Origin of the sequence: Actinobaculum sp. oral taxon 183 str. F0552, from assembly GCF_000466165.1 — a bacterium.
Lineage (GTDB): Bacteria > Actinomycetota > Actinomycetes > Actinomycetales > Actinomycetaceae > Peptidiphaga.
This window is the reverse complement of record NZ_KE951450.1, coordinates 18,001-39,471: the sequence shown is the minus strand read 5'-3', so window position 1 is coordinate 39,471 and position 21,471 is coordinate 18,001. Positions and strand designations below refer to the sequence as shown.

At 65.8% G+C, this 21,471-nt stretch carries 20 protein-coding genes and 1 tRNA gene; 15 read left to right on the top strand and 6 right to left on the bottom strand.

Annotated features, from left to right (window positions below):
• Nucleotides 1-225 precede the first annotated feature (225 nt).
• The 5 genes from HMPREF0043_RS07595 (at nucleotide 226) to HMPREF0043_RS07575 (ending at nucleotide 6,612) form a co-directional block, all read left to right on the top strand.
• Nucleotides 226-2,985 (top strand): Rne/Rng family ribonuclease, encoded by a 2,760-nt coding sequence (locus HMPREF0043_RS07595; RefSeq protein WP_021602430.1) that lies wholly within the window; start codon nucleotides 226-228, stop codon nucleotides 2,983-2,985.
• A gap of 144 nt (nucleotides 2,986-3,129) precedes the next feature.
• Nucleotides 3,130-3,447: a 50S ribosomal protein L21 gene (rplU, locus tag HMPREF0043_RS07590; protein ID WP_021602429.1), complete on the top strand. Its 318-nt coding sequence runs from the start codon at nucleotides 3,130-3,132 to the stop codon at nucleotides 3,445-3,447.
• Between the two features lie 34 nt (nucleotides 3,448-3,481).
• Complete coding sequence (gene rpmA / locus HMPREF0043_RS07585) at nucleotides 3,482-3,739, top strand: 50S ribosomal protein L27 (RefSeq protein ID WP_021602428.1); 258 nt, start codon at nucleotides 3,482-3,484, stop codon at nucleotides 3,737-3,739.
• A gap of 70 nt (nucleotides 3,740-3,809) precedes the next feature.
• Nucleotides 3,810-5,333 (top strand): GTPase ObgE, encoded by a 1,524-nt coding sequence (obgE, locus tag HMPREF0043_RS07580; RefSeq protein WP_021602427.1) that lies wholly within the window; start codon nucleotides 3,810-3,812, stop codon nucleotides 5,331-5,333.
• 328 nt (nucleotides 5,334-5,661) lie between these two features.
• Nucleotides 5,662-6,612, top strand: coding sequence for a hypothetical protein (locus tag HMPREF0043_RS07575; protein ID WP_156897555.1), 951 nt, complete (start codon nucleotides 5,662-5,664; stop codon nucleotides 6,610-6,612).
• 54 nt (nucleotides 6,613-6,666) lie between these two features.
• Here HMPREF0043_RS07575 and trxA read toward each other — a convergent pair whose 3' ends face one another.
• Nucleotides 6,667-7,026, bottom strand: a complete 360-nt coding sequence (trxA, locus tag HMPREF0043_RS07570) for a thioredoxin (RefSeq protein WP_021602423.1) — start codon at nucleotides 7,024-7,026, stop codon at nucleotides 6,667-6,669.
• 219 nt (nucleotides 7,027-7,245) lie between these two features.
• On the opposite strand from trxA, the gene nadD reads away from it, so the two are divergent.
• The 5 genes from nadD to HMPREF0043_RS07545 all read left to right on the top strand — a co-directional run bounded on the left by nadD (nucleotide 7,246) and on the right by HMPREF0043_RS07545 (nucleotide 10,420).
• The gene (gene nadD / locus HMPREF0043_RS07565) at nucleotides 7,246-7,992 is read left to right on the top strand and encodes a nicotinate-nucleotide adenylyltransferase (protein WP_021602422.1); all 747 of its coding nucleotides are present in this window, start codon (nucleotides 7,246-7,248) and stop codon (nucleotides 7,990-7,992) included.
• Between the two features lie 3 nt (nucleotides 7,993-7,995).
• On the top strand, nucleotides 7,996-9,159 hold the full coding sequence (locus tag HMPREF0043_RS07560; protein WP_021602421.1) for a hypothetical protein: 1,164 nt from the start codon (nucleotides 7,996-7,998) through the stop codon (nucleotides 9,157-9,159).
• A gap of 8 nt (nucleotides 9,160-9,167) precedes the next feature.
• On the top strand, nucleotides 9,168-9,584 hold the full coding sequence (rsfS, locus tag HMPREF0043_RS07555) for a ribosome silencing factor (protein ID WP_021602420.1): 417 nt from the start codon (nucleotides 9,168-9,170) through the stop codon (nucleotides 9,582-9,584).
• A complete protein-coding gene (locus HMPREF0043_RS07550; protein WP_021602419.1) occupies nucleotides 9,581-10,195 on the top strand; it encodes a histidine phosphatase family protein in 615 nt (204 codons plus the stop codon). The genes rsfS and HMPREF0043_RS07550 overlap by 4 nt, the downstream gene beginning before the upstream one ends.
• Before the next feature lie 152 nt (nucleotides 10,196-10,347).
• A tRNA-Ala gene (locus tag HMPREF0043_RS07545) sits at nucleotides 10,348-10,420 on the top strand.
• Between the two features lie 472 nt (nucleotides 10,421-10,892).
• Here HMPREF0043_RS07545 and HMPREF0043_RS11145 read toward each other — a convergent pair.
• The 3 genes from HMPREF0043_RS11145 to HMPREF0043_RS07535 all read right to left on the bottom strand — a co-directional run bounded on the left by HMPREF0043_RS11145 (nucleotide 10,893) and on the right by HMPREF0043_RS07535 (nucleotide 13,527).
• Nucleotides 10,893-11,342 (bottom strand): hypothetical protein, encoded by a 450-nt coding sequence (locus tag HMPREF0043_RS11145; RefSeq protein ID WP_156897554.1) that lies wholly within the window; start codon nucleotides 11,340-11,342, stop codon nucleotides 10,893-10,895.
• Between the two features lie 493 nt (nucleotides 11,343-11,835).
• Nucleotides 11,836-12,600 (bottom strand): SDR family oxidoreductase, encoded by a 765-nt coding sequence (locus HMPREF0043_RS07540; RefSeq protein WP_021602416.1) that lies wholly within the window; start codon nucleotides 12,598-12,600, stop codon nucleotides 11,836-11,838.
• 75 nt (nucleotides 12,601-12,675) lie between these two features.
• The gene (locus tag HMPREF0043_RS07535; protein ID WP_021602415.1) at nucleotides 12,676-13,527 is read right to left on the bottom strand and encodes an aldo/keto reductase; all 852 of its coding nucleotides are present in this window, start codon (nucleotides 13,525-13,527) and stop codon (nucleotides 12,676-12,678) included.
• Between the two features lie 666 nt (nucleotides 13,528-14,193).
• Here HMPREF0043_RS07535 and HMPREF0043_RS07530 point away from each other — a divergent pair.
• Nucleotides 14,194-15,309: a trypsin-like serine peptidase gene (locus HMPREF0043_RS07530; RefSeq protein WP_232206079.1), complete on the top strand. Its 1,116-nt coding sequence runs from the start codon at nucleotides 14,194-14,196 to the stop codon at nucleotides 15,307-15,309.
• A 135-nt stretch (nucleotides 15,310-15,444) separates the two neighbouring features.
• On the opposite strand, the gene rbsK is transcribed toward HMPREF0043_RS07530, so the two are convergent.
• Complete coding sequence (gene rbsK / locus HMPREF0043_RS07525) at nucleotides 15,445-16,362, bottom strand: ribokinase (RefSeq protein ID WP_021602412.1); 918 nt, start codon at nucleotides 16,360-16,362, stop codon at nucleotides 15,445-15,447.
• 76 nt (nucleotides 16,363-16,438) lie between these two features.
• Nucleotides 16,439-17,257, bottom strand: coding sequence for a DeoR/GlpR family DNA-binding transcription regulator (locus HMPREF0043_RS07520; RefSeq protein WP_021602411.1), 819 nt, complete (start codon nucleotides 17,255-17,257; stop codon nucleotides 16,439-16,441).
• Nucleotides 17,258-17,447: 190 nt separating this feature from the next.
• Between HMPREF0043_RS07520 and HMPREF0043_RS07515 the strand changes: the two genes are divergently transcribed.
• The 4 genes from HMPREF0043_RS07515 (at nucleotide 17,448) to HMPREF0043_RS07500 (ending at nucleotide 21,424) form a co-directional block, all read left to right on the top strand.
• Complete coding sequence (locus HMPREF0043_RS07515; RefSeq protein ID WP_021602409.1) at nucleotides 17,448-18,971, top strand: FGGY-family carbohydrate kinase; 1,524 nt, start codon at nucleotides 17,448-17,450, stop codon at nucleotides 18,969-18,971.
• On the top strand, nucleotides 18,968-19,999 hold the full coding sequence (locus HMPREF0043_RS07510) for a 2-hydroxyacid dehydrogenase (protein WP_021602408.1): 1,032 nt from the start codon (nucleotides 18,968-18,970) through the stop codon (nucleotides 19,997-19,999). The genes HMPREF0043_RS07515 and HMPREF0043_RS07510 overlap by 4 nt, the downstream gene beginning before the upstream one ends.
• Before the next feature lie 10 nt (nucleotides 20,000-20,009).
• A complete protein-coding gene (locus tag HMPREF0043_RS07505; RefSeq protein WP_021602407.1) occupies nucleotides 20,010-20,660 on the top strand; it encodes a class II aldolase/adducin family protein in 651 nt (216 codons plus the stop codon).
• A gap of 221 nt (nucleotides 20,661-20,881) precedes the next feature.
• Nucleotides 20,882-21,424, top strand: a complete 543-nt coding sequence (locus HMPREF0043_RS07500) for a DM13 domain-containing protein (protein ID WP_021602405.1) — start codon at nucleotides 20,882-20,884, stop codon at nucleotides 21,422-21,424.
• The last annotated feature ends 47 nt before the right edge of the window (nucleotides 21,425-21,471 follow it).

The window sequence follows — 21,471 nt, the reverse complement described above, 5'->3', positions numbered from 1 at the left end:
AGCTTGGCGCGTCTCACAGTCGATGTTTCAAGGCGGTGTGCGACAATATTAGGCGGGGTCGAAGTCCTCCGCAGGCTTCCGGCCGTCAGGTGAGACGCACTGTGCTCCGCGAATGGCGATGCAGCCGGTGCGCGCATTTAGACTTCCGCGGTCGATCCGCGACGACATAGCCCGGGGTGGCGTGATGCGGACACGCCGACTGCGGGCTGGAAAGTGCATCTGCGCATGGCTGAGAATGCCACGATATCGGGCGGCGCCGCGACCGCCCGCACAAAGGAATCGGAAGAGTCGACGGTCCGCGACGAGGCGAGGAACGCCGGGGAGAAGGCCGCCGCCGCTGTGGCGGAGTCCCTCGCCCAGCTCGAGCCTCGGCCGAGGAAGGCCCGGGCGACCGCCGTCGAAGACGTGGCGGGCACGCTCGACGCCATCGTCGAGGGGGTCAGGCCGGCGAGCGCGGAGGGCGAGTCCGCCCCGGAGCCGCACCGGCGCACGTCGAAGAAGGCCTCCGGAGCCGCAAAGGCCTCCGAGTCGAAGAAGAAAGCCGGGGAGGCTAAGTCCGGCGACGCTCCGGAGGAGGGCTCCGGCCTCCGATTCTCCTCCGCGGAGGAGCCGCCGAACGCCCAGATCCCGGCGGTCAACATGACAGCCCTGCTCTTCCAGGAGCCCGACACCAGCCGGGTGCGGACGAGGCGCCGTTCCCGCGGCGAGGACGCCTCCTCGTCTCCGTCTCGCCGCCGGAAGGCTACCGGCGGCGAGACGTCCGAGGAGCCGCAGGAAGCCTCTTCCCAACCTCCGGCCGGCTCCGGGGAGTCCGGTCAGGACGCCGTCGGCGAGAGAGAGCCGCGACGCCGTCGGCGCGGAAGCCGAGGGCGCCGCAAAGGCGCCGAGACACCCGAGACTCCGTCCGGTGGGGAGGAGTCTCAGAGCGGGGCTCCTCGGGAGGAGGCCGGCGGCACGCGCCGACGCCGACGGCGCGCGAGATCCGCGCAGGCCGCCGGGGGCGACGGGGTGACGACCCCCAAGGGGTCGACCCGCCTGGAGGCCAAACGGCAGCGCCGCAAGGAAGGCCGCGAGGCCGGGCGCAGGCGCCACGTCATCACGGAATCGGAGTATCTGGCGCGGCGCGAGTCGGTCAAGCGCGAGATGCTCATCCGCGAGCAGGACGGCCTCAACCAAATCGCCGTCCTGGAGGACGACGTGCTCGTCGAGCACTACGTCGCCCGCCACACGCAGGTCTCGATGGTCGGCAACGTCTACCTGGGCCGGGTCCAGAACGTCCTGCCCTCGATGGAGGCGGCGTTCGTGGACATCGGCAAGGGCCGCAACGCCGTCCTGTACGCGGGCGAGGTCAACTGGGAGGCCGCGGGCCTGGAGGGCAAGCCCCGGCGGATCGAGCAGGCGCTCAAGTCGGGCGACGTCATCATGGTCCAGGTGACCAAGGACCCCATCGGGCACAAGGGCGCGCGCCTGACCGCGCAGATCACCCTCGCCGGGCGCCATCTCGTCCTCGTCCCCTCCGGGGCGATGACCGGCATCTCCCGCAAGCTCCCCGACAAGGAACGCCAGCGCCTCAAGCGCCTGCTGCGCGAGCTCATCCCCTCCGAGCACGGCGTCATCGTGCGCACAGCCGCCGAAGGGGCCAGCGAGGAGCAGCTGCGCGCCGACGTCGAGCGGCTGACCAAGACCTGGGAGGACATCCGGGCCAAGGCTAAGAACGTGAAGTCCGCGCCCACGCTTCTCAAGGGCGAGCCGGAACTCGCCGTGCGCGTGGTGCGCGACGTCTTCAACGAGGATTTCCTCTCCCTGAGAATCCAGGGGGCGGGGGCGTGGAAGACGATCTCCGGCTACGTCCGGGAGCTCTCCCCCGAGCTCACCGAGCGCCTGGAGCATTGGACGGGCGCCACCGATATCTTCGTCAAGTACCGCGTCGACGAACAGCTCGCCAAAGCCTTCGACCGCAAGGTCTGGCTGCCCTCCGGCGGCACCCTCATCATCGACCGCACCGAGGCCATGACGGTCATCGACGTCAACACCGGCAAGTTCACCGGCTCGGGGGGGACCCTCGAGGAGACCGTCACCCGCAACAACCTCGAGGCCGCCGAGGAGATCGTCCGCCAGCTTCGCCTCCGCGACATCGGCGGGATCATCGTCATCGACTTCATCGACATGGTCTTAGAGGCGAATCGGGAATTGGTCCTTCGGCGCCTCGTGGAGTGCCTCGGCCGGGACAGGACGCGCCACCAGGTTGCCGAGGTGACGTCTCTGGGCTTGGTCCAGATGACGAGGAAGCGCGTGGGGCAGGGGCTCGTCGAAGCCTTCTCCACGGTGTGCCAGACGTGCGAAGGCCGCGGATTCATCACGCACGCCCATCCGGTCGAGCGCAACGAGTCGGGCTCGGGCCGTTCGAGCCGCAAGGCCAAGGCCGAGGCCCGCACGGAGGAGTCCAAGCGTCACGAGGTCAAGGACGCCCTCAACTCGATCGCCGCCGCGGCCTCCAAGCACGACGAGGACCCCCAGACGCCGCCGGCGGCCGACGCGTCGGACCAGGCGAAGGCGGGCGCGAAGAAGGCGTCGGCGGACAAGTCCGCGCGAGGGGGGCAGTCGCGCGTCCGGGCCAGAGGCAGGAAGTCCTCCGCCGCCGAACAGGCCGGAGTCGCCGGCGGCGAGCCCGAGAAGCCGGCCGCCGAGGACGCACCGAAAGCCGGGGAGTCCTCTGCAGGCGCCGAGGCGCCGACGGAGGGCGGGCCGAACGCCTCCGGTGCCGGCGAGGGAGAAGCCGCCGCCGCGCGGGGAGCGGACGGCGCCGAGACACAGGACGCCGTGGCGACGCCGGATGGGCAAGGCGGCGAAGAATCGCCCGACGAGCCCGACGGCAAGGGGACGCCGGAGGACGCCAGATCGCGCAAGCATCGCGTCTCGTCCTCGGGGACGATCACCCCGGGCGCCAGCCAGGCCTCGGCCATCCTCAGCTTCCCCGCCAAGTAGCGATGACGTGGTCTATTCCATATCGGCGCCGGCGTCGAAGACTTGCCAGTGAAAATACCAGCTTGTATCGTAGAGAGTCGGCGCATTCAGCGCCTCCTCAGCCCGTAAGACTCGCACGGCGTGCGGGTGTCGATCGATACAGAGATGAGCAGTAACGTGGTGTACGCGATTGTCAAGGCAGGCGGCCGTCAGGAGAAGGTGTCCGTCGGTTCCGTCGTCGTGGTCGACAAGCTGGACGGCGAGGTCGGCGACACGGTCGAGCTCGAACCCCTCATGCTCGTCGACGGCACGAAGATCACCACGGCTGCCGACGGCATCGAGGCGAAGGTGACGGCCGAGATCGTCCGGCCGGAGCTCGGCCCCAAGATCTCCATCGTCAAGTACAAGAACAAGACCGGGTACCGCAAGCGCCAGGGTCACCGTCAGAAGCTGACCCGCCTCAAGGTCACCGGCATCGAGTGAGTTCGCTCCACCAACGTAAAGGCAGGTTTCAGCCATGGCACACAAGAAGGGCGCCAGCTCCTCCCGCAACGGCCGGGATTCCAATGCGCAGCGTCTGGGCGTCAAGCGTTTCGGAGGCGAGCTCGTCAACGCCGGCGAGATCATCGTCCGCCAGCGCGGCACTCACTTCCACCCCGGCGTCAACGTCGGGCGCGGCAGGGACGACACCCTGTTCGCCTTGACGGCCGGCCACGTCAAGTTCGGGACTCGTCGCGATCGCAGGGTCATCGACATCGTGACCGCCGAGGCTTGAGGTCTCGTCGCAGATCACGGGGCGGAAGGTTCCTTCCGCCCCTTTTCCTATAACGGACGAGGAGGCTGCCGTGGTCAGTTTCGTCGATCGCGTCGTCCTGCACGTGCAGGCCGGTGCGGGCGGCAACGGATGCGCATCCGTACGGCGTGAGAAGTTCAAGCCGCTCGCGGGGCCCGACGGCGCGAACGGGGGGCACGGCGGCGACGTCGTCGTTGAGGTGGATCCCCAGGTGACTACGCTGCTCTCCTTCCATCGCTCCCCCCATCAGAAGGCCGGATCGGGAACCCAGGGCGCCGGCGACATGCGGGCCGGGCGCAACGGCGAGGACCGGATCCTCAAGGTGCCCCTGGGAACGGTCGTCAGAACGCCCGAGGGGGACGTGCTCGGGGATCTGACCGCCCCCGGAGACCGCCTTGTGGTGGCCAGGGGAGGCCGCGGAGGGCTCGGCAACGCCGCGCTGGCGTCTCCCAGAAGGAAGGCGCCGGGCTTCGCCCTGCTGGGCGACGAGGGGGAGAGCCGGGACGTCGTCCTCGAGCTCAAGTCGATGGCGGACGTCGCCCTCGTCGGATTCCCGAGCGCCGGCAAGTCGTCGCTCATCGCGGCCATGTCCGCGGCCCGACCCAAGATCGCCGACTATCCGTTCACGACCCTCGTCCCGAACCTCGGGGTGGTGCAGGCGGGGGAGGAGCGCTACACGATCGCCGACGTGCCCGGCCTCATCCCCGGAGCGTCGCAGGGAAGAGGCCTCGGTCTGGAGTTCCTCCGGCACATCGAGCGCTGCGCGGTGATCGTCCATGTCGTCGACTGCGCGGCCGTCGAGTCGAGCCGCGATCCGCTCTCCGACTTCGACCTGCTGGAGGCCGAGCTCGGAGCCTACGCACAGCAGTTGGATCCCGCGGAAGGCGGCATCCCGCTCATGGAACGCCCACGGCTCGTCGTCCTCAACAAGATAGACGTGCCGGACGGACGCGAGCTCGCCGAGTTCGTGCGCGACGACCTCCGCAGCCGCGGGCTGCCCACCCACCTCGTCTCTGCCGTCTCGCGCGAAGGTCTCCGCGAGCTCTCCTTCGCCCTGGCGTCCGCGGTCGCCGAGGCGCGCGAAGCAGTCCCCGCCCCCGCGGCGGCGCCGCGCCTTTCGCCCCGTCCGCGAGCTCGGCGTGAGGACGGGTTCACGGTCTCGCGCAGGAGTCAGGGCGGACAGGAGTTCTATCTCGTCCGCGGCGGCAAACCCGAACGATGGATTCGCCAAACCGACTTCGACAACGATGAGGCGGTCGGCTATCTCGCCGATCGCCTCAACGCCCTGGGAGTCGAAGACGCCCTCGTCGAGGCCGGGGCCCGCGCCGGCGACACGGTGGTCATCGGCCCGGAGGATTCGGGGGTCATCTTCGACTGGGAGCCGACGATGCGCACGGGTGCCGAACTCCTCGGTCCGCGCGGCACAGACCTCCGGCTCGACGAGGGGAGGCGCTCCTCGCGCAAGGAGCGCAAGGCCGCCTACCACGAGCGCATGGACGCGAAGGCCGATGCCCGCGAAGGGCTGTGGATGGACCGGCAGGCGGGTCTATGGGTCGATCCCGCCGAGGAGGGCTGACGGCGGCGGGCGCCGTCCGAAACGTCTGCCGCCCGCGTCGGCCTCAGTGAGAACTTCCACACTCGCGTGCCGATGTCTTGCTATATGGATGGGCCGCTGGTTTACTAAACCGTAAGTTGCTTGATATCCAGTGACGGCGCATATCCGCGGAAGCCGCCTCTTGTTTCCCACGCGGAATGGGCCCGTCAAAAGCGGATGTGGAATTTCATACCGCTTCCTACGCCGTAGATGTCTCGGTCCCGGCGTCTCCGGGACCGCATCGCGGGGTCCAGCGCGACTCGCTCGCGTATGCCGAAATGACTTGGCCGAATACGAACGGATGAATGCCATGACAATTCAATTGGCGACGAGGGATCTACCGGCGAGTACGAGCTCCAGCGGGTGCGAAGGCGTTGTGGAGGCGTCGATAGGCATCGATCTGACGCTCCTGGGAGCCGCCCATGCGAATGCGTCGACGTCTGTGGGCGCCGTTCTTCCCGTCGGCTACGCCAATTTCTCGCGGCTCGTCTCGTCTGCGTGCGCGGCGATGCGCGGTGGCATCGACTTCGTCAGCCTTGACAAGACCTTTCGCTCGCGCTCGGACGACCCGCGTCCCACGGAGGCCGTCAAAGTGGCGGCTTGGATGCTCTCGCGCAGCGAAGGAGGGGTCAGCGTCGAGGTTCCGCCCACCGTCGGCGCCATCAATGCGGCCGTCGGCATCCTGTCCCGGTCGAGTCGCGGGCGGGCGACCATCGCCGTCGAGCCGGTCGAGGGATGCGATCTCGCCGCGATCGCCAGGGCCGCCGCGCAGGCCAGATCGGCCGGAATAGGCTTCGCCGTGCGAACGGCGGCCGAGGACCTCACGCCGTCAAGCATTCAGGCGATCGCCCGCTTCGCCGACTCCGTCCATCTGCTGACCGGCGATCCCCACCGCGCTCGGGAAGCCAGATTCGCCCTGCGTTCGGCGGCCGCCGCCTTCGACCGGCAGTTGACCCTCCTCACCGAGATCGGCATCATCGTCTCCGGGTCGATGCCCGCCGCCCGAGAGCGGTCTCTGCTCGTGGAGACCATGACCGGCAGGCCGGTGTTCGACGGCAAGGCCAGCGTCGTGGGGACGGTCTACGACGTGGCCGACACCGTCGAAGAGTGGATATGCCTCGGCGCCGTGGACGGAATCGTCTTCCTACCGGCCTCGCTTCCCACCGACCTCGCCTCGGTGATCCGGGGCATCATGCCGCTCCTCTACGCCAGGGGGATCGACACCGTCTGCCCCTGCGGGCACAGGGACCTGCTCCCATGAGACGAGGGTGGCGAACCGGTCGGCCGCCACCCTCTCGAAGGGCTTCCCCTGCCCTTACTTCTTGCTCTCCTCGATCTTGCGTCGCACGTCGTCCATGTCGAGGCCCTCGACCTGGCTTATGAGGTCCTCCAGCTGCTTCTTGGGGAGTGCGCCGGGCTGGGAGAACACTCGGACTCCGTCACGAAAGGCCATGACCGTGGGAATGGACGTGATGCCGAACTCGCGGGCCAGCTCCTGCTGGTCTTCGGTGTCCACCTTCCCGAAGACGATGTCGCCGTGCTGCTCCGAGGCCGCCTCGTATATCGGCGCGAATTGCCTGCACGGGCCGCACCAGGACGCCCAGAAGTCAAGAAGAACGATGCCCTCTTTGACGGTTTCATTGAAGTTCTCGATGGTGATGGCCTGAGTTGCCATATGGCGAATCCTTTCGCTCGTTTCGTGCCACCATGGGCAACGCCGCGATTTCGGGGAGTATTCCCGTCCTCCGGGGTTGTTCTCGAATGGTGCGGCGGCATCGTAAACGAGGCCGAAAACACGTAGGCTACAGCTATGTGGCAGCATGTCGAGGTCGTGGGGCGGGCCGTTCGCACGGCCTTGTGGGGCGGGCCGTCGCGCGAGGTATAGGGGAGGGATATGTCCGAGTTCGAGGTTCCGGTGCTCGTCACGGGGAGCCAGGGGCGTCGGCGCCGGATCGGAATCATGGGCGGGACTTTCGACCCGATCCATCACGGACATCTCGTTGCCGCCTCCGAGGTGCTCAGCGTCTTCAACCTCGACGAAGTGATCTTCGTGCCCACGGGGAACCAGCCCTACAAGCAGGACAGGGACGTCACGCTCGCCGAGCACCGCTATCTCATGGCGGTGGTGGCCACAGCCTCGAATCCGCGGTTCTCGGTCTCTCGCGTCGACATAGAGCGGGAGGGGACGACCTACACCATCGACACCCTGCGCGACCTTCGCCGCGTCTATCCCGACGCCGACTTCTTCTTCATCACCGGGGCCGACGTGCTGCCTCAGATCCTAGGCTGGAAGAATTCGGACGCGCTATGGTCTATGGCGCATTTCGTCGGCGTGACTCGGCCCGGTCATCAGCTCGATACGGCGGGGCTGCCTCCCGAGGGGATCACCCTCATGGAGATCCCCGCGATGGCCATCTCTTCGACGGACTGCCGGAATCGTGTGAGGTCCGGCATACAACCGTGGTATCTCGTACCCGACGGCGTGGTGCAATACATCGCCAAGTATCGGCTCTATCGGGCCGACGGGAATGTAGGCTCGGATAGAATGGTTGTTTCCGACGATGTTTCCGCACGTGCGGTTGGAAGCTCTGGGCACGGCAGGGATTCGCACGCGGACCTCACTGGGCAGCGGAAAGGATAAACGATGAGTGACGAACAACCGAGGATGTCACGGCGCGAGATGCGGGCGAAGGGCTTGCTGGCGCCGATCCTGGATGGCGCGTCCCCTCTTGACGATCTCACTCCGACGGCGGAGATCCGCCTCAAGCGCCTCACACGCAAGGAGATGCGCGAGCGCGAGGCCATGGAGGCGCACTCAGCGCAGTCTCCCTCCCGATCGGGTTCCAGGCCTTCGGACTCGCCGCGCAGCAGGTCCTCCGATCTGACGAGATCCCCGGAGCCGACCCGCAGGTCGGACTTGTCGCGCAGCAGGTCCTCGGATTTGACGAGGGCTCCGGAGCCGACCCGCAGGTCTTCGGAGGGGACGAGGCTGGGTCAATCGGCGAGGGCCAAGGCGCACGCAGCCTCGGGGGAGCCGCGTTGGAGGCACGTCGAGGACGACCCCGCGGTCGTCGCGTCCTTCAACGAGCCTCGAAGCGACAGGAAGGACCGGGCATCCGATTCCGGCGTGGCCATGCCTTCGCAGCTGTCTTCGAGAGCGGCCGATGTGGAGACTCCCGAACACGTCGACGAGCGTCTGGAGTCGGGGCCGTTCACCCACTCCCTGGAGCCGCGCAGGATCGCGGACTCATCTCGCCGCGACGCCCCGGAGGAGCCGAGGGAACCGACGAGGCAGTCGGTGTTCAACAGGTTCGAACAAGACGCGTCCCAGACGTCGGGCGTCGACCTGGCCGGCTCCGCCGGCGGCGACGAACCGGACGACCAAGAGCTCTCCCAGGCGGCCTCCTTGAGGGCTCCGCTCCTCCAACGGCTTCAGCGCGAGAGCCAGCACGAGGATCAGTCGGATTCGCCCGGCGCACCGGCCCCCGACGAGGAACCGGCTGAGAGCGGGTCCTCCGACGCCCGGACGGTGACCATACCTCAAGCGCCCGAACCCATCGTCGGGGCGCAGCTCCCCGACTCCTCGAGCGGCTATCGCAGGGATACGGGCGAATACGACTCCGACCTCGTCGCCGATGCGCTCGAGGACGAGAAGCCACGGGGGTGGCTGATGACGCTCATCGCGATACTCATCGGACTCGCCCTGGGCGTGGGAATCGGCCTCGTAGGCCGCTATTTCCTCAAGTCCGACGGCGTTCAGCCCGTCCTCGAAGCGGCAGCGGCCACTTACGGCCTGCCAGGGTTCTAGGGGAGATATTGGCCGTTTCGGAAGAATCGCTGAAGTGCACGCGGATCGCGGCGAAGTCCGCCCATGAGCTCAAGGCGACGAGCGTCTTCGCCATCGACGTGTCGGAGCGGCTCGCGCTGGCCGAGGTCTTCCTCGTCGTGTCCGGCTCCAGCGACAGGCAGGTGCGCTCGCTCGTCGACGAGGTGGAGAGGGCGCTCCACGAGGCTGTGGGGCTTCGGCCCGTGCACACCGAGGGCCTGGGCGACGCCCGCTGGGTGCTCCTCGACTACGGCGACCTCGTCGTTCACGTCCAGCAGGACGAGGATCGCGATTTCTACGCTTTGGACAGGCTGTGGGGGGACTGCCCGTCCGTCGATCTCGACGTCCCGGACGGGCAGGGCGAGGCGGCGGACGCGGGAGCCGTGGACAGCGGGGCCACGGCGTGAGCGCTTCCCGCGTGGTGCTGTGGCGCCACGGTCAGACGGATCTCAATATCGCCGGCCGGATCCAAGGGTCCTTGGACGTCCCGCTGAACGACAGCGGACGCAGCCAGGCCCAGGCCGCCGCTGCTGTGCTGGCCGAATACTCGCCGAGCCTCGTCGTCAGCTCTCCGCTGGCCCGTGCGCACTCGACCGCCCAGGCCCTTGCGCATTCCCTCGACTTGGACGTCGCCGTCGACGACCGGCTGGTGGAACGCGACTTCGGCCGGTGGGAGGGGCTCGACCGAGACGCGATCCGCAGCGGATGGCCCGAGCAGTTCGCGACCTGGACATCCGGGGGCCAGCCCGAGGGCCTCGGCGTGGAGACGAGGGCTGCCGTGGGGGAGCGCGTCAGCGCGGCGATCGACGAATGGGCCGGACGCGCGGAGGGGACCGTCGTGGTCGTGGCCCACGGTTCGGCGCTCACGTGCGGGGTGAGCGCGCTCCTGGGAATGGACCCGGAGAACTGGTTCGGCCTCAGGGGCATGGACAATTGCCACTGGGCGATCCTCGCCTCCCAGGTCGGACGGCATCCCGCGTGGAGGATCAACGCCTACAATCTCGGCGCGAAGGCCTAGGGGAGGCGGCTCGTAGGGGCGGCCAGCCGCCGCATTCCCCTTCTCCGTCGGGGATCTCGTGGGCGATGAGCTCCTGCGGTGAGCCGCATCTCAACGCTCGCCTCCGATTTGCCGGTAAAGGCCCGCTCGAGTAACATCTATGAAGTCCGCACGGGGCTATGGCGCAGTTGGTAGCGCGCTTCCATGGCATGGAAGAGGTCAGGGGTTCGAATCCCCTTAGCTCCACGCAAGTTGAGAGGATCGAAACTAGCCCCGTCTGTCGGCGGGGCTGTTCCGTGTCTGGGATTACCTCAGGTGGAATGTCACCGTGGATAGAGGGTCGTGACGATTTATTTGCTGGATGATTAAATCATGTTTAATCATGATTTCAATACATTTACCAATGAAAAACGAAATAGGTGCGAGAAGTGGTTTTTCGGCATTATGAGATTCTCAACCACAATCAGAGGACTCAAAAGCTTGACACAACTTTTTGACTGTAAATAATGTAATTTAATCTGTTTATTGGTCTTATTGATAAATTTATGAGCATACATATATGATTTATCGAATTCATATTCGATATTTTTAAGATACAAAAATCCATTAAATACATTGTATATTACAGTCAGTCATTAATTAAATAATTATAGGATTGATTTATCAATAAATTTGTAATTATACATGTAATGACTTGCTGAAAGGTTAATAATGAACATTAAGCTTTGTATCCAATTACATCTGTTGATACTTGTTTAATTCTTTGAACCATTTTTCGAATATTATTGATAGTATTCTGATCTGGGTTAATGTCTTGTACTGGCTTGTACCAGGATGGGTCGGCACGATAGACAACGTCATATCCAACCAACTGACACGCAGCTCGTATTGAATCGTCTGTCAGACCATCTAGATGCCTCAAAAGATTCAGAGCCGTCGTCTCGTCTTGGATCAGATGCGCTCCGTGCAATGATATTTCGAAAGCTGAGAAGGGATCGCCATACGTTGTAAAACGTGTGAGATAGTCGACCGCGATGCCAACCAAATTTGCACGAATGTTTTCAGGGGAAGTGACTTCCCCAATCTCATCCATGTCCGTGACCGTGAAATTACGCAAGGGAAGATAGCCGCCTCGCGGTTGTTTGATCTCCTTGATGCGTTCTGTCACTGTGGTCATACTAATTTCGCCCCCCGATTGTCAAATGTGATTGTGGTGAGGTGGACCTCCAATAGGATTCTACTGCCTTCGGACCCGGCCATGTCAGGGCCGAACCAAAGGTGTTTTCCGTACGTAGCCTTGAATCGTTTGATCGGTCTTGCACTTTCGTGCCGCGTGGCAGCCCAGTGCGAGAGCGTATATCCACTTCTGTTGGAAAGGACCCGCTCCTTCAAAGGCAACCTGGAACCTGCGGCCTTCGGGCAGGTTGGAAAGTCGGTAGCAGCCGACGGTTGTATCGGTCCACCTAACCAATGAGTTGCTGCCGATCGGACACGGCAGAGTCAGAAACTTGAACTGTGTCAAGAGCGAGATTCTCGGCTCACTCGATCTATGTTATTTGTGAGAACGCTGATGGTAGCCAAGGGGCCTCCCGGACGTTCGCCAGGAGGCCCCTGTCGATGTGGGGGAGTGCGCCTCTACCGAGTGCCGGATCGCAGCGGACTCACCGCGGCGGCCTCTTCCCGAAGCGCTCCAAATCGGCCACGACCCGGGCGGGTTCGCCGTCCAGCGGGAGATTTGGCGGGTCCAGGGCTCCGTCGAGGGATCCGGGCGCATCCGCCTGGGTTGCCGCGAAGAGCGCGTCCCAGTCGGAGACCGGCGAGCCGGGCCCGGAGAAGACCTCCACGGTTCGGCCGGATGCCGACGGCGTGAGGACCGCCTCGACGAGCGTCTGAGCGACGTGTTCGCGGCGCACCCCTCCCATCCTCGCCGTGTCGCCCTGAGCGAGGACGGGACGGTCGTCGGCGAATTCGACGGCGTCGAACCATCCGGGCCGCACGATCGTGTAGGCCAGCCCGCTTGCCCGCAACAGGCGCTCCCCGCGCCGCTTCCAGGTCAGCAGATCGGCGTAGGGACCCGACGCATCGGTGGCGTTGATCGAGGACATGAGCGCCACGTGCGGCCGGCGCCCGTTCAACGCCCCCAGCAACGCGGGCACGACGCCGTAATCGACGCCCTCGGGGCGGGAGTCGTCGCCGTGGACGAGGATGACGGCGTCCACGGCGTCGACGAAGCGGAGGAGGGAGGCGGGCTCCGTGGCGTCTCCCTGCACGACTTCGACTCCCGGGATCCCCGCGAAGGCGCGGTTGGCGCGAGCCGCGTCCCGGCTCAACGCGCGGATCCCCAATCCCCGCAGCGCGGCAGCATGCACGACGTGGCGTCCGATGCTGCCTGTGGAGCCGACGACGAGAACGCTGGGTGTGGCCATGACACAATCCTTCCGATCGAACCTCGGTCCGGGTGGCGTCCGCGGTCGGCGCCCCCGGAACCGTTAACGACGCCTTTATTCGTTGGTGAGCGTCAGCGTGCTGAGGAACTTGGCCGCTTCGGGGTCCCTGTGGTCCAAGAACTGACTCTTGCCCGTCTCCAGCGCGGTGACGTCCATCATCTCGGCGTCGGAGAGATTGAAGTCGAAGACGTCGATGTTCTCGCGCATCCGCTCGGGCCGCACCGATTTGGGGATGACGACGACGCCCCTTTGAATCAGCCAGCGCAGAACCACCTGCGCCACCGACTTCCCGTGGGCTTCGCCTATCGCCGTCAGCGTCGGGTGAGTGAACAGGCCGTTGCGGCCCTCGGCGAAGGGGCCCCACGACTCGATCCGGACGCCGAGTTTGTCCATGAAATTCTGGTCGGCGACGCGCTGGAAGAAGGGATGGGTCTCGACCTGGTCGACGGCCGGGACGATCTCGTTGTGGTTGATCAGGTCGATGAGCCTGTCGGGGAAGAAGTTCGATACGCCGATCGCGCGGATTCTCCGTTCGGCGTAGAGCTTCTCCATGGCCCGCCACGATCCGTAGTAGTCGCCGAAGGGCTGGTGGACGAGGTACAGGTCCAGCGTCTCCAGGCCGAGTTTGTCCATCGAACGCTCGAAGGCCTGCCGGGCCGAGCCCTCGCCGGCGTCGGAGATCCACAGTTTCGTCGTGACGAACAGGTCGTCGCGCGGGATGCCGCTGGCGGCGATGGCGCGGCCCACCGCTTCCTCGTTGTTGTACACGGCGGCCGTGTCGATCGAGCGATAGCCGGCCTCCAGGGCCTGGGAGACGGCCCGCTCGGTCTCCTCGGGCGGGACCTGGTAGACGCCGAAGCCGAGGATCGGCATGCTGACGCCGTTGTTGAGTGTTACACAGTCCATTGGGATTCCTTGTCCGATCGGCAGTGGTGCGGGGAACCGTTCGAGTCCCGGCGGAATTTCGAACTCGGCAGGGGTGAAAGGGGTATTGCCGGGTTCAGCCGGAAACGCGACCCTTCGCCGAAGCGGTCTCGGTGCCTCTGAAGGTGCCGGTTCCGATTGTGATGACGCGAAAACGACGAACCGCCGTCTCAACGTGACCGCCGAACCATCGCCGACGGCTGTCCCATCATATGACGGCATGCTTCGCACGGCGAGAGCGTTCAGCTCTCGGAGAGTCGGGGAGCACGAGGGTCGCCGCGGACGCCAGCCTGCTCGGCCGTTGGCAGGCCTGCTCGGGACTCCATTTAACTGAAATTTCAATTTTCCGCTGTCGACCGCGACTGTCGAAATCCGAGCATGGTCCATAGTCCCCATTGCCTTGACCGTCCCGCTACTCGACGCCTAAATTAGCCGTGTGAGCGATTGCGCTCATGCTCGAGAATATCGACTTTATCCGTTAGATACGAAGAAAGTTGATCATTCAATAGTCGAACAATGTGCTTATCGCAGCGCAACGATGAGCCAATATATTTCGAGCGATCGAATCACAATGGATTGCTCTGAAGGTGTGATTGTTAGGTTACGATGAAAAAATCCATTCACATATCAAGCTGCATTATGGCTGCTTTGCTTGCTTTGTCCGCTCCTGCATTCGCGGCCGACGGCCAGGGGACAGCGGATCAAACGCCCAAGTCGAAGGGATCGTCCGAAAGCGTCGCCGTCAAGGCCCCTATCGTCTCCTCCCAGGGCGATGACCTCGTCAAGCCCCAAACCGTGACCAAGGAGAGCCAGCAGGCCACGGCGCTGAACTCGTCGCGTGACGGGGCCTACGTCCGGCAGACGGCTGAGAGCTACTGGACGTCCGAGCGCATGGCCAATGCGACGCCGATAGAGAGTGCAGAGCAGATCGCCGATGCGCAGGCCCAGGCCGCAGCGGGAGACAGCATCAAGCCGATGGACGAGGGGAAGGCCGCTCCCGAGCAGGTCGTCGCCAAGCCCATGGCTCCGACGGCCAATGCCTCGGCGACGAAGGCCGAGACGGCAGACGGACGGGTCACCAACTACTCCCAAACCAACGGCAAGGTGTTCTTCCGCAACGCCACCAACGGGAAGGACTACGTCTGCTCGGGTTCCTCGGTGACGAGCTCCTCGAAGCGACTGGTGATCACGGCCGGGCACTGCGTCCACGGCGGCGGCAAGAACGGGAAGTGGCACCAGAACTGGGTCTTCGTTCCGGGATACGACCGCGGCAAGGCCCCGAAGGGGAAGTTCCAGGCCGCTTCTCTGCGAGCCTACAAAGATTGGATCGACAAGGGAGGCAACAACAGCGCCGTAGGGTTCAACTCCGACGTGGCCTTCGTGACGACCCACGACGGAACGTCGGGCGGGAAGGTCAATGAGAAGGTCGGAGGGCACGGCATCATCGCCGGAGGCAGTTGGACGTTCGGCGTCGACATCTTCGGATATCCGGCCAATTTGGACCGGGGTCAGGCCATGAAGTCCTGCTCGTCGAAGACCGCGCGCGCTCAGATGCAGTCGTGGTACTTCTACACGGTGCAGGGATGCAACTTCGAAGGCGGATCCTCCGGAGGCCCGTGGCTGCAGAGCTACGCCAATGGAACGGGCCAAGGCTATGTCCGCTCGGTCACCTCGCATATGCTGGTCGGCCGCAACACCATCAGAGGCCCCTATTTCGATCAGAGACTGGCGGGCTTGTACAAGGAAGCGGACGGGTCTCGCTGAACGATCGCCTCAGCTGCGTCTAGCTTCTCAGCCGACCGGCCTGCACTACAGCGGCCGGTCGGCTTCTATTGCGGCGAGCGGGGCCTGCCAAACGCATGTGGTCCGGCTGAGATCGCCGGCTTATTCCCGAGGGCGTCAGAACAGCTGGGGGAAGGCCGCTTCGAATTCGGCCTTCGTGGCCAGGGACGTCTGCGTGCCCAGCTTCGTCACGGAATCGGCCGCATAGTGACTGGCCAGTCGGAGCGCGCGTTCGACGTCTCCGCTCGCCACGAGATAGTGGCTGAAGCAGCCGATGAAGGCGTCGCCTGCGCCGGTCGTGTCCACGGCCGCGACCTCCACTGCCGGTATGAGCTTCTCCTGCGAGGCAGCGATCCAGAAGGCTCCGCGCGCTCCGAGCGTGACGATGACATTCTCCACTCCCGCGCCCAGGAGCACCCTGGCCGCCCGCTGGACGTCCTCAAGAGTGTCGACGGGCATGCGGGTCAGCAGCGCCAGTTCGGATTCGTTGGGCATGACGTAGGCGCAGCCCCTGACGCGGTCGAGCTCGAGGTCGGGATGGGCGGGCGCAGGGTTGAGAAGCACCGGGATGCCGTGCCGCTTCCCGAGGTCGATCGCCGCGTACACGGTGTCCAAGGGCACTTCCAGCTGCAGCACGATGAGGCTGCACTGGGCAATGTCGGGCTCGGCCGCCTCAACGTCGGCGGGGGTGAGCAGCGCGTTCGCGCCTTTGATGATGATGATCGAGTTGTGCGCCTGGGGATCGACGAAGATCGGCGCGACGCCGGATGTCGCATCCGTGGGCAGCACGTGCGCGGTGTCGATGCCGTTGCGGGCGAAATTCTCGATCGTGTTAGCGGCGAAGACGTCGTTGCCCACGCGCGTCACCATCAAGACGTCCGATCCCAGCCGGGAGGCGGCCACCGCCTGATTGGCGCCCTTGCCACCGCAGCCTATCGTGAAGTCGGGCGCTTCGACGGTCTCCCCCTCCTCCGGCATCCGATTGATGTAGGCGATCAGGTCGACCATGTTTGAGCCGATCACCGCGATGTCCATGTTGCTCCTCCTCGAGTCGGTACGTGGACCAGTCTATGGGCAAGAGCCTGCATCGGCCAGGATCCAGGTCCCCGCCTCACCGTCCGGGCACCGGCACGACCGTGACCTCCGCTCCGCTGGCCGCGAGCATGTCTAGTTGCTGCTCGGTGGCTCCGTCGTCGACGAGGATCGTCTCGAAGGTCGTCAGCGAGGTCGTTTTCTGCCAGGCCCGGCGCGCGAATTTGGAGTTGTCGATCATGAGGACTCGGTGGAAGGACTGCTCGAGCATCGTCCGCTTCATATCCGTGACGTAGTCGGTCGGGTTGTACACGCCGTCGTACCAGACGGCGGCGTCGGACATGAAGCACAGGTCGGCTCTCAGGTTCTTGACGAAGCCGGTTCCCAAGCTTCCGTAGAAGGCCTCGGCCCAGGGATAGTAGCGGCCTCCGATGAGCACGAGCTCGGTGTTCTTCGACGCCGCCAGCGACCGAGCGACCGGCATCGAATTGGTGATCACCGTCAGGGGGTTGACTTTCGCCAGCTCGGGGACCATGGGCAGCGCGGTCGAGGAGTCGTCGATGATCACCGCGTTCCCGGCTGAGACGAGGCGCGCGGCCGCCTGGGCCAGGGCTCCCTTCTCGATGCGCGACCGGATCCGCCGCATGCGCGGGGGAAGCTCGGCGGTCGAGGATGCGCGGGGTCGCAGCTCCCCTTTTGAGAGGGTGAGCAGTCCCGAGTCCTCGAGGATCTGCACATCCCGGTATATCGTCGCCGCCGACACTCCGAGGGAGTCGGCCAGGCCCTCGATGCGCAGCGTCCCGTCCTCCAGGACGGCGTCCACGATGGCCGAACGCCTTCTCTCCGGGGTGGGCTTGGCGTCGGCGTCGGTCTGCGCCGCGGGGTTCGAATCTGCCATGTCGCTGGTCGCCTTCCGGGTGCTCGGCAATGTCGAAGAAATTTTACATCGATCTTGCAAAATCAGGTTCATATTATCATTTCAGTTGACAAATCTTTCAGAGAAAATTAGCGTGGAACGCACGGCATAGCCGAATCGGGCGACGATCACGCATGGAACGGCCCCCGATTGTCTCAATGAGGAGCGAAATATGAATGAAGTCATCATCGGAGTGGACGGTGGGACCACGGCCGTCAAGGCCGTCGCCTTCGATCTCACGGGCGAGGTCCGGGCAGTCCACCACGAATCCGTCCCGGTTCACTACGGCGGTCGCGGGGAGGCTGAGCAGGACATGGCGCTCCTGTGGGACGCCGTCGTAGCATGCCTGGCCGACGTCGCGGCACAGCTCGGCGACGCCACCGTTCTCGGAATCGGCTTGACGGGCCAAGGCGACGGAGCCTGGCTCGTCGACGCGGACGGCGAACCGGCCCGCCGGGCGGCCAACTGGATGGACGGCCGCGCGGCCGGACGCGTCGACGAATGGAACGCCGACGGCCGCGGCCGAAGATTGCTCGACGTCACCGGAACGACGGTCTTCGGCGGTCTCTTCCCCGTTCTCATCGAAGAGCTCGCCGAAACCGATCCCGACGCCGTCGCCAAGGCGGCATCGCACCTGAACTGCAAGGACTGGATTCGGTTCAAGCTCACGGGAGTCCGGGCCACGGACCACACGGAGGCCTCACGCACCTTCCTCGACGTCCGCGACGGCTCCGGATACGACGAAAACCTCGCCGCGGACCTCGGCCTCGACCGTTTCCTCGGGCTCCTCCCCGACATCCGCCATCCAGCCGGCCAGGCGAGCCCGCTGTCCGCCGAAGCCGCCGAACTCACCGGGATCCCCGCGGGCACGCCCGTCGGCGTGGGAATGATCGACGTCGCCGTCACGGGCATGGGGCTGGGCGCGGTAGGCGACGGCGCGTCGTGGCTCATCCTCGGCACGACCGGCTTCGTCGGAGTCCTCCTCCCCAGTATCGCCGACCGCCGCTCGGACCTGTCCATGGTGCTCGCCACGGGCAACGGCACCCAGGTGCTCGAATTCATGGCCCCCATGACGGGCACGCCCAACCTCGACTGGATCCGTTCGACCCTCGGCCTGAACGAGGAATCCTGGAGCGACATCGAGGCGATAGCCCGCGAGGCGAACCCCGGGGCGCACGGTGTCGTCTACCTGCCGTACGCATCTCCCGGAGGCGAACGCGCGCCCTTCCTCGACACGAACGCCTCGGCGTCGTGGCAGGGCATGTCACTGACCAGCAGCCGCGCCGACATCCTCCGATCCGTGTACGAAGGCGTCGTGTTCTCCCTCGTCGAGTGCATCGACGCCCTGCGGATAGAAGGCGACATCGTCGTCTCGGGCGGCGGTTTCCGCTCCGACCTCCTGTGCCAGATCCTCGCCGACACAACCGGCAGACGCGTCCTTCGCCAGGACGCGCCCGAAGCCGGAGCCCGCGGAGCCGCGGTGCTCGCCCTCGTGTCGGCCGGTCGTTTCCCGGACGTCCGCGCAGCCTCCGAAGCCCTCGGCGCCACACTGGAGGCGTTCGACCCGCACCCGGAGGCGAAGGATGTCTACGCCTTCGCGTACGACGTCTTCCGGGAGACCAGGCGAGCCCTGCGCCCCGTATGGAAACCGATGCGCGAACTGCGCAAGGCCACGACCGATGGAGAGAGAGCATGAAAGTCCTTCTGGCATCCGACGGCTTCGTCACCGACGACGTCCTGCGCACGGCGATGTCAGCCGCAGCCCCCGAAGCGCAGCTGGCCGCCATAGCCTCGACCTGGCCGGTTCCCCCCTACGGCGACGTCGGCGAAGTCAGGGAGGCCGCCGGCGACGAGGACGAGCTCGTCGCGGCCCTCCGAGGGTGCGACGTCGCCTTCTCCCACACCTTCCCGTTCACGAGGAAGGTCATCGAGGCGTGCCCCGACCTGAAGATGATCGCCATCTGCCGTGGGGGCCCCGTCAACGTGAACATCGAGGCGGCGAGCGACCACGGGGTTCTCGTCTCCTACGCGCCCGGACGCAACGCCGTGGCCACCGCCGAGCACTCGGTGGGGATGATCCTGGCGGCCATGCGGCAGATCCCGCAGCGGAACGCCGAACTCCTGGCCGGCCAGTGGCGATCCGACTACTACATCTTCGACAACGTGGGGCCCGAAGTGGGCTCCTCCACCGTCGGAGTGATCGGATACGGCGCCGTAGGACGGCGAGTCGCCCACGTCATGGCCTCCTTCGGAGGCGACGTCCTCGTCCACGACCCGTGGGCCGCCGACCGGTCGGGCGAGGGCGTCGCATTCGTCGACACCCTCGAGGAGCTGCTGCGCCGCAGCGACATCGTCACCCTCCACGCCCGCGCCACGCCGGACAACCACCACATGATCGACGCCGAGGCGCTGGCCCTCATGCCCGCCAATTCGGTGTTCGTCAACTGCGCTCGCGGAGAGCTCGTCGACTACGACGCCGTGTGCGACGCCCTGGACTCCGGCCACCTCTTCGCGGCCGGCTTCGACGTCCTGCCCGCCGAGCCCCTGCCGCTCGACCACAGGCTCATGTCGACGCCCCGCGTGGTCCTCACACCCCACCTGGCGGGCGCCTCGAAAGAGGCGGCGCGCCTGGCCGCGCGCATCGGCGCAGCCGACATCGCGGCCTTCATCCGAGGCGAGCGTCCGGCTCACCTCGCCAACCCGAACGCCTTCGAGAGAAAGTAGAGCCCCAGCCATGATCATGGAAGACGAACGCCGGGCGGTGGTCGACACCTGCCTGCTCATGCAGAGGCAAGGCCTCGTCGTCGGCACGGCCGGAAACGTGTCGATCCGCACCGCAGACCTCATCGCGATCTCGCCCTCCGGCGTCCCCTACGAGGAGATGGCCCCCGAGGACGTTGTCGTCGTCGGCACGGACGGCGCACGGGTCGACGGCGATCTCGAACCGTCATCCGAGCTTCCGCTCCATCTGAGCGTCTACCGCGCCACCGACGCGGGAGCCATCACCCACAACCACGCCCCGGCGTCGACGGCCCTCGGACTCGTCGTCGACGAGATCCCGCCCTCCCACTACTACTCGGTCATGTTCGGCGGGGCCATCAGGGTTGCGCCGTACGCGGGATTCGGCACGGACGAACTGGCCGCGAACGTCACCGAGGCGTTGAGGGACCGCACCGGCGCCCTCATGAAGAACCACGGGGCCATCACCATCGGCCCGACGGTGGCCAAGGCCGTCGGCATGCTGCCGATCCTCGAATACGTGTGCGAGGTCCACCTGCGCGCCATGGCCAGCGGCGCTCCCATCGCCCTCCTCTCGGACGCCCAGATGGACGACGCGCTGAAAGGCCTGGCGAACTACGGGAAGCAGCCTGCCCGAGGGAAGTAGCCAGTTCGGGGCGTCCGGCCGGCGCCTCCCCCGACCGGACGCCCCTCGGGCACGGGATCCCCTCATGGAGGAGGCGAATCCGACGGTGGCCCGTACGCTTCCTTTGCGGGAGCGGTCGCCGCGGCTGATCGGCCTGAAGAAGGCGTCAGGACGCTCCTCGGGTGCGAGTGCGATCCGAACGACACGATATAGTTGAACGGATAACTTGCGGAGGTGCGCTCATGATCCGAACAGACCGAAAGCGCTCGCGCCGACGCCTGTACCTCATACTCGGCGGGCTCGGGCTCGTCGTCCTGGCAGCGGGGTTGGCGATCTTCCAGCCCTGGCTGCTGTGGGTGGACAACGACGTGCACGACGAACTGCCGACCGCGTCGGCCGGGGGCTCGTCGGGACGGCAGGCGGGAACGGCGACGCTGATTTCGCGGGGAACGTTCGTCTCCCACGAACACGAGACAGCCGGGACGGCGAGCCTCTACCGGCTGCCCGACGGACGGTATCAACTGGCGCTCGCCGGGCTCAGGACGACGACCGGGCCGGACGTCCGCGTGTGGATGAGCGCGGGCCCGGTGGTCGAGGGGAAGGCCGGATGGCACACGGCGGAGAAGCACCGCCATCTCGACGTCGCGCCGATCAAGGGAAACCGCGGGGACCAGCTCTACAACCTGCCCAAGGGCTTCGACCCGGCCCGATGGCCGACGGTGGACCTGTGGTGCGTCCGCTTCTCCGTCTCCTTCGGAGCCGCGGCTCTCAAGCCCGTCAGCTGAGCCGCGGGCTCCCCGCGAGCGCGCCGGCGGGCGGGGTTCGCCGCCCG

What these genes read in the sequence shown, in the direction of transcription:
- HMPREF0043_RS07560 (WP_021602421.1), top strand. Translation starts at nt 7,996, where the DNA reads ATGAGTGACGAACAACCGAGGATGTCACGGCGCGAGATGCGGGCGAAG.
- nadD (WP_021602422.1), top strand. Translation starts at nt 7,246, where the DNA reads ATGTCCGAGTTCGAGGTTCCGGTGCTCGTCACGGGGAGCCAGGGGCGT.
- HMPREF0043_RS07500 (WP_021602405.1), top strand. Translation starts at nt 20,882, where the DNA reads ATGATCCGAACAGACCGAAAGCGCTCGCGCCGACGCCTGTACCTCATA.
- trxA (WP_021602423.1), bottom strand. Translation starts at nt 7,026, where the DNA reads ATGGCAACTCAGGCCATCACCATCGAGAACTTCAATGAAACCGTCAAA.
- HMPREF0043_RS07535 (WP_021602415.1), bottom strand. Translation starts at nt 13,527, where the DNA reads ATGGACTGTGTAACACTCAACAACGGCGTCAGCATGCCGATCCTCGGC.
- rbsK (WP_021602412.1), bottom strand. Translation starts at nt 16,362, where the DNA reads ATGGACATCGCGGTGATCGGCTCAAACATGGTCGACCTGATCGCCTAC.
- HMPREF0043_RS07520 (WP_021602411.1), bottom strand. Translation starts at nt 17,257, where the DNA reads ATGGCAGATTCGAACCCCGCGGCGCAGACCGACGCCGACGCCAAGCCC.
- HMPREF0043_RS07595 (WP_021602430.1), top strand. Translation starts at nt 226, where the DNA reads ATGGCTGAGAATGCCACGATATCGGGCGGCGCCGCGACCGCCCGCACA.
- HMPREF0043_RS07540 (WP_021602416.1), bottom strand. Translation starts at nt 12,600, where the DNA reads ATGGCCACACCCAGCGTTCTCGTCGTCGGCTCCACAGGCAGCATCGGA.
- HMPREF0043_RS07515 (WP_021602409.1), top strand. Translation starts at nt 17,448, where the DNA reads ATGAATGAAGTCATCATCGGAGTGGACGGTGGGACCACGGCCGTCAAG.
- HMPREF0043_RS07575 (WP_156897555.1), top strand. Translation starts at nt 5,662, where the DNA reads ATGACAATTCAATTGGCGACGAGGGATCTACCGGCGAGTACGAGCTCC.
- rpmA (WP_021602428.1), top strand. Translation starts at nt 3,482, where the DNA reads ATGGCACACAAGAAGGGCGCCAGCTCCTCCCGCAACGGCCGGGATTCC.
- HMPREF0043_RS07505 (WP_021602407.1), top strand. Translation starts at nt 20,010, where the DNA reads ATGATCATGGAAGACGAACGCCGGGCGGTGGTCGACACCTGCCTGCTC.
- rplU (WP_021602429.1), top strand. Translation starts at nt 3,130, where the DNA reads ATGAGCAGTAACGTGGTGTACGCGATTGTCAAGGCAGGCGGCCGTCAG.
- HMPREF0043_RS07510 (WP_021602408.1), top strand. Translation starts at nt 18,968, where the DNA reads ATGAAAGTCCTTCTGGCATCCGACGGCTTCGTCACCGACGACGTCCTG.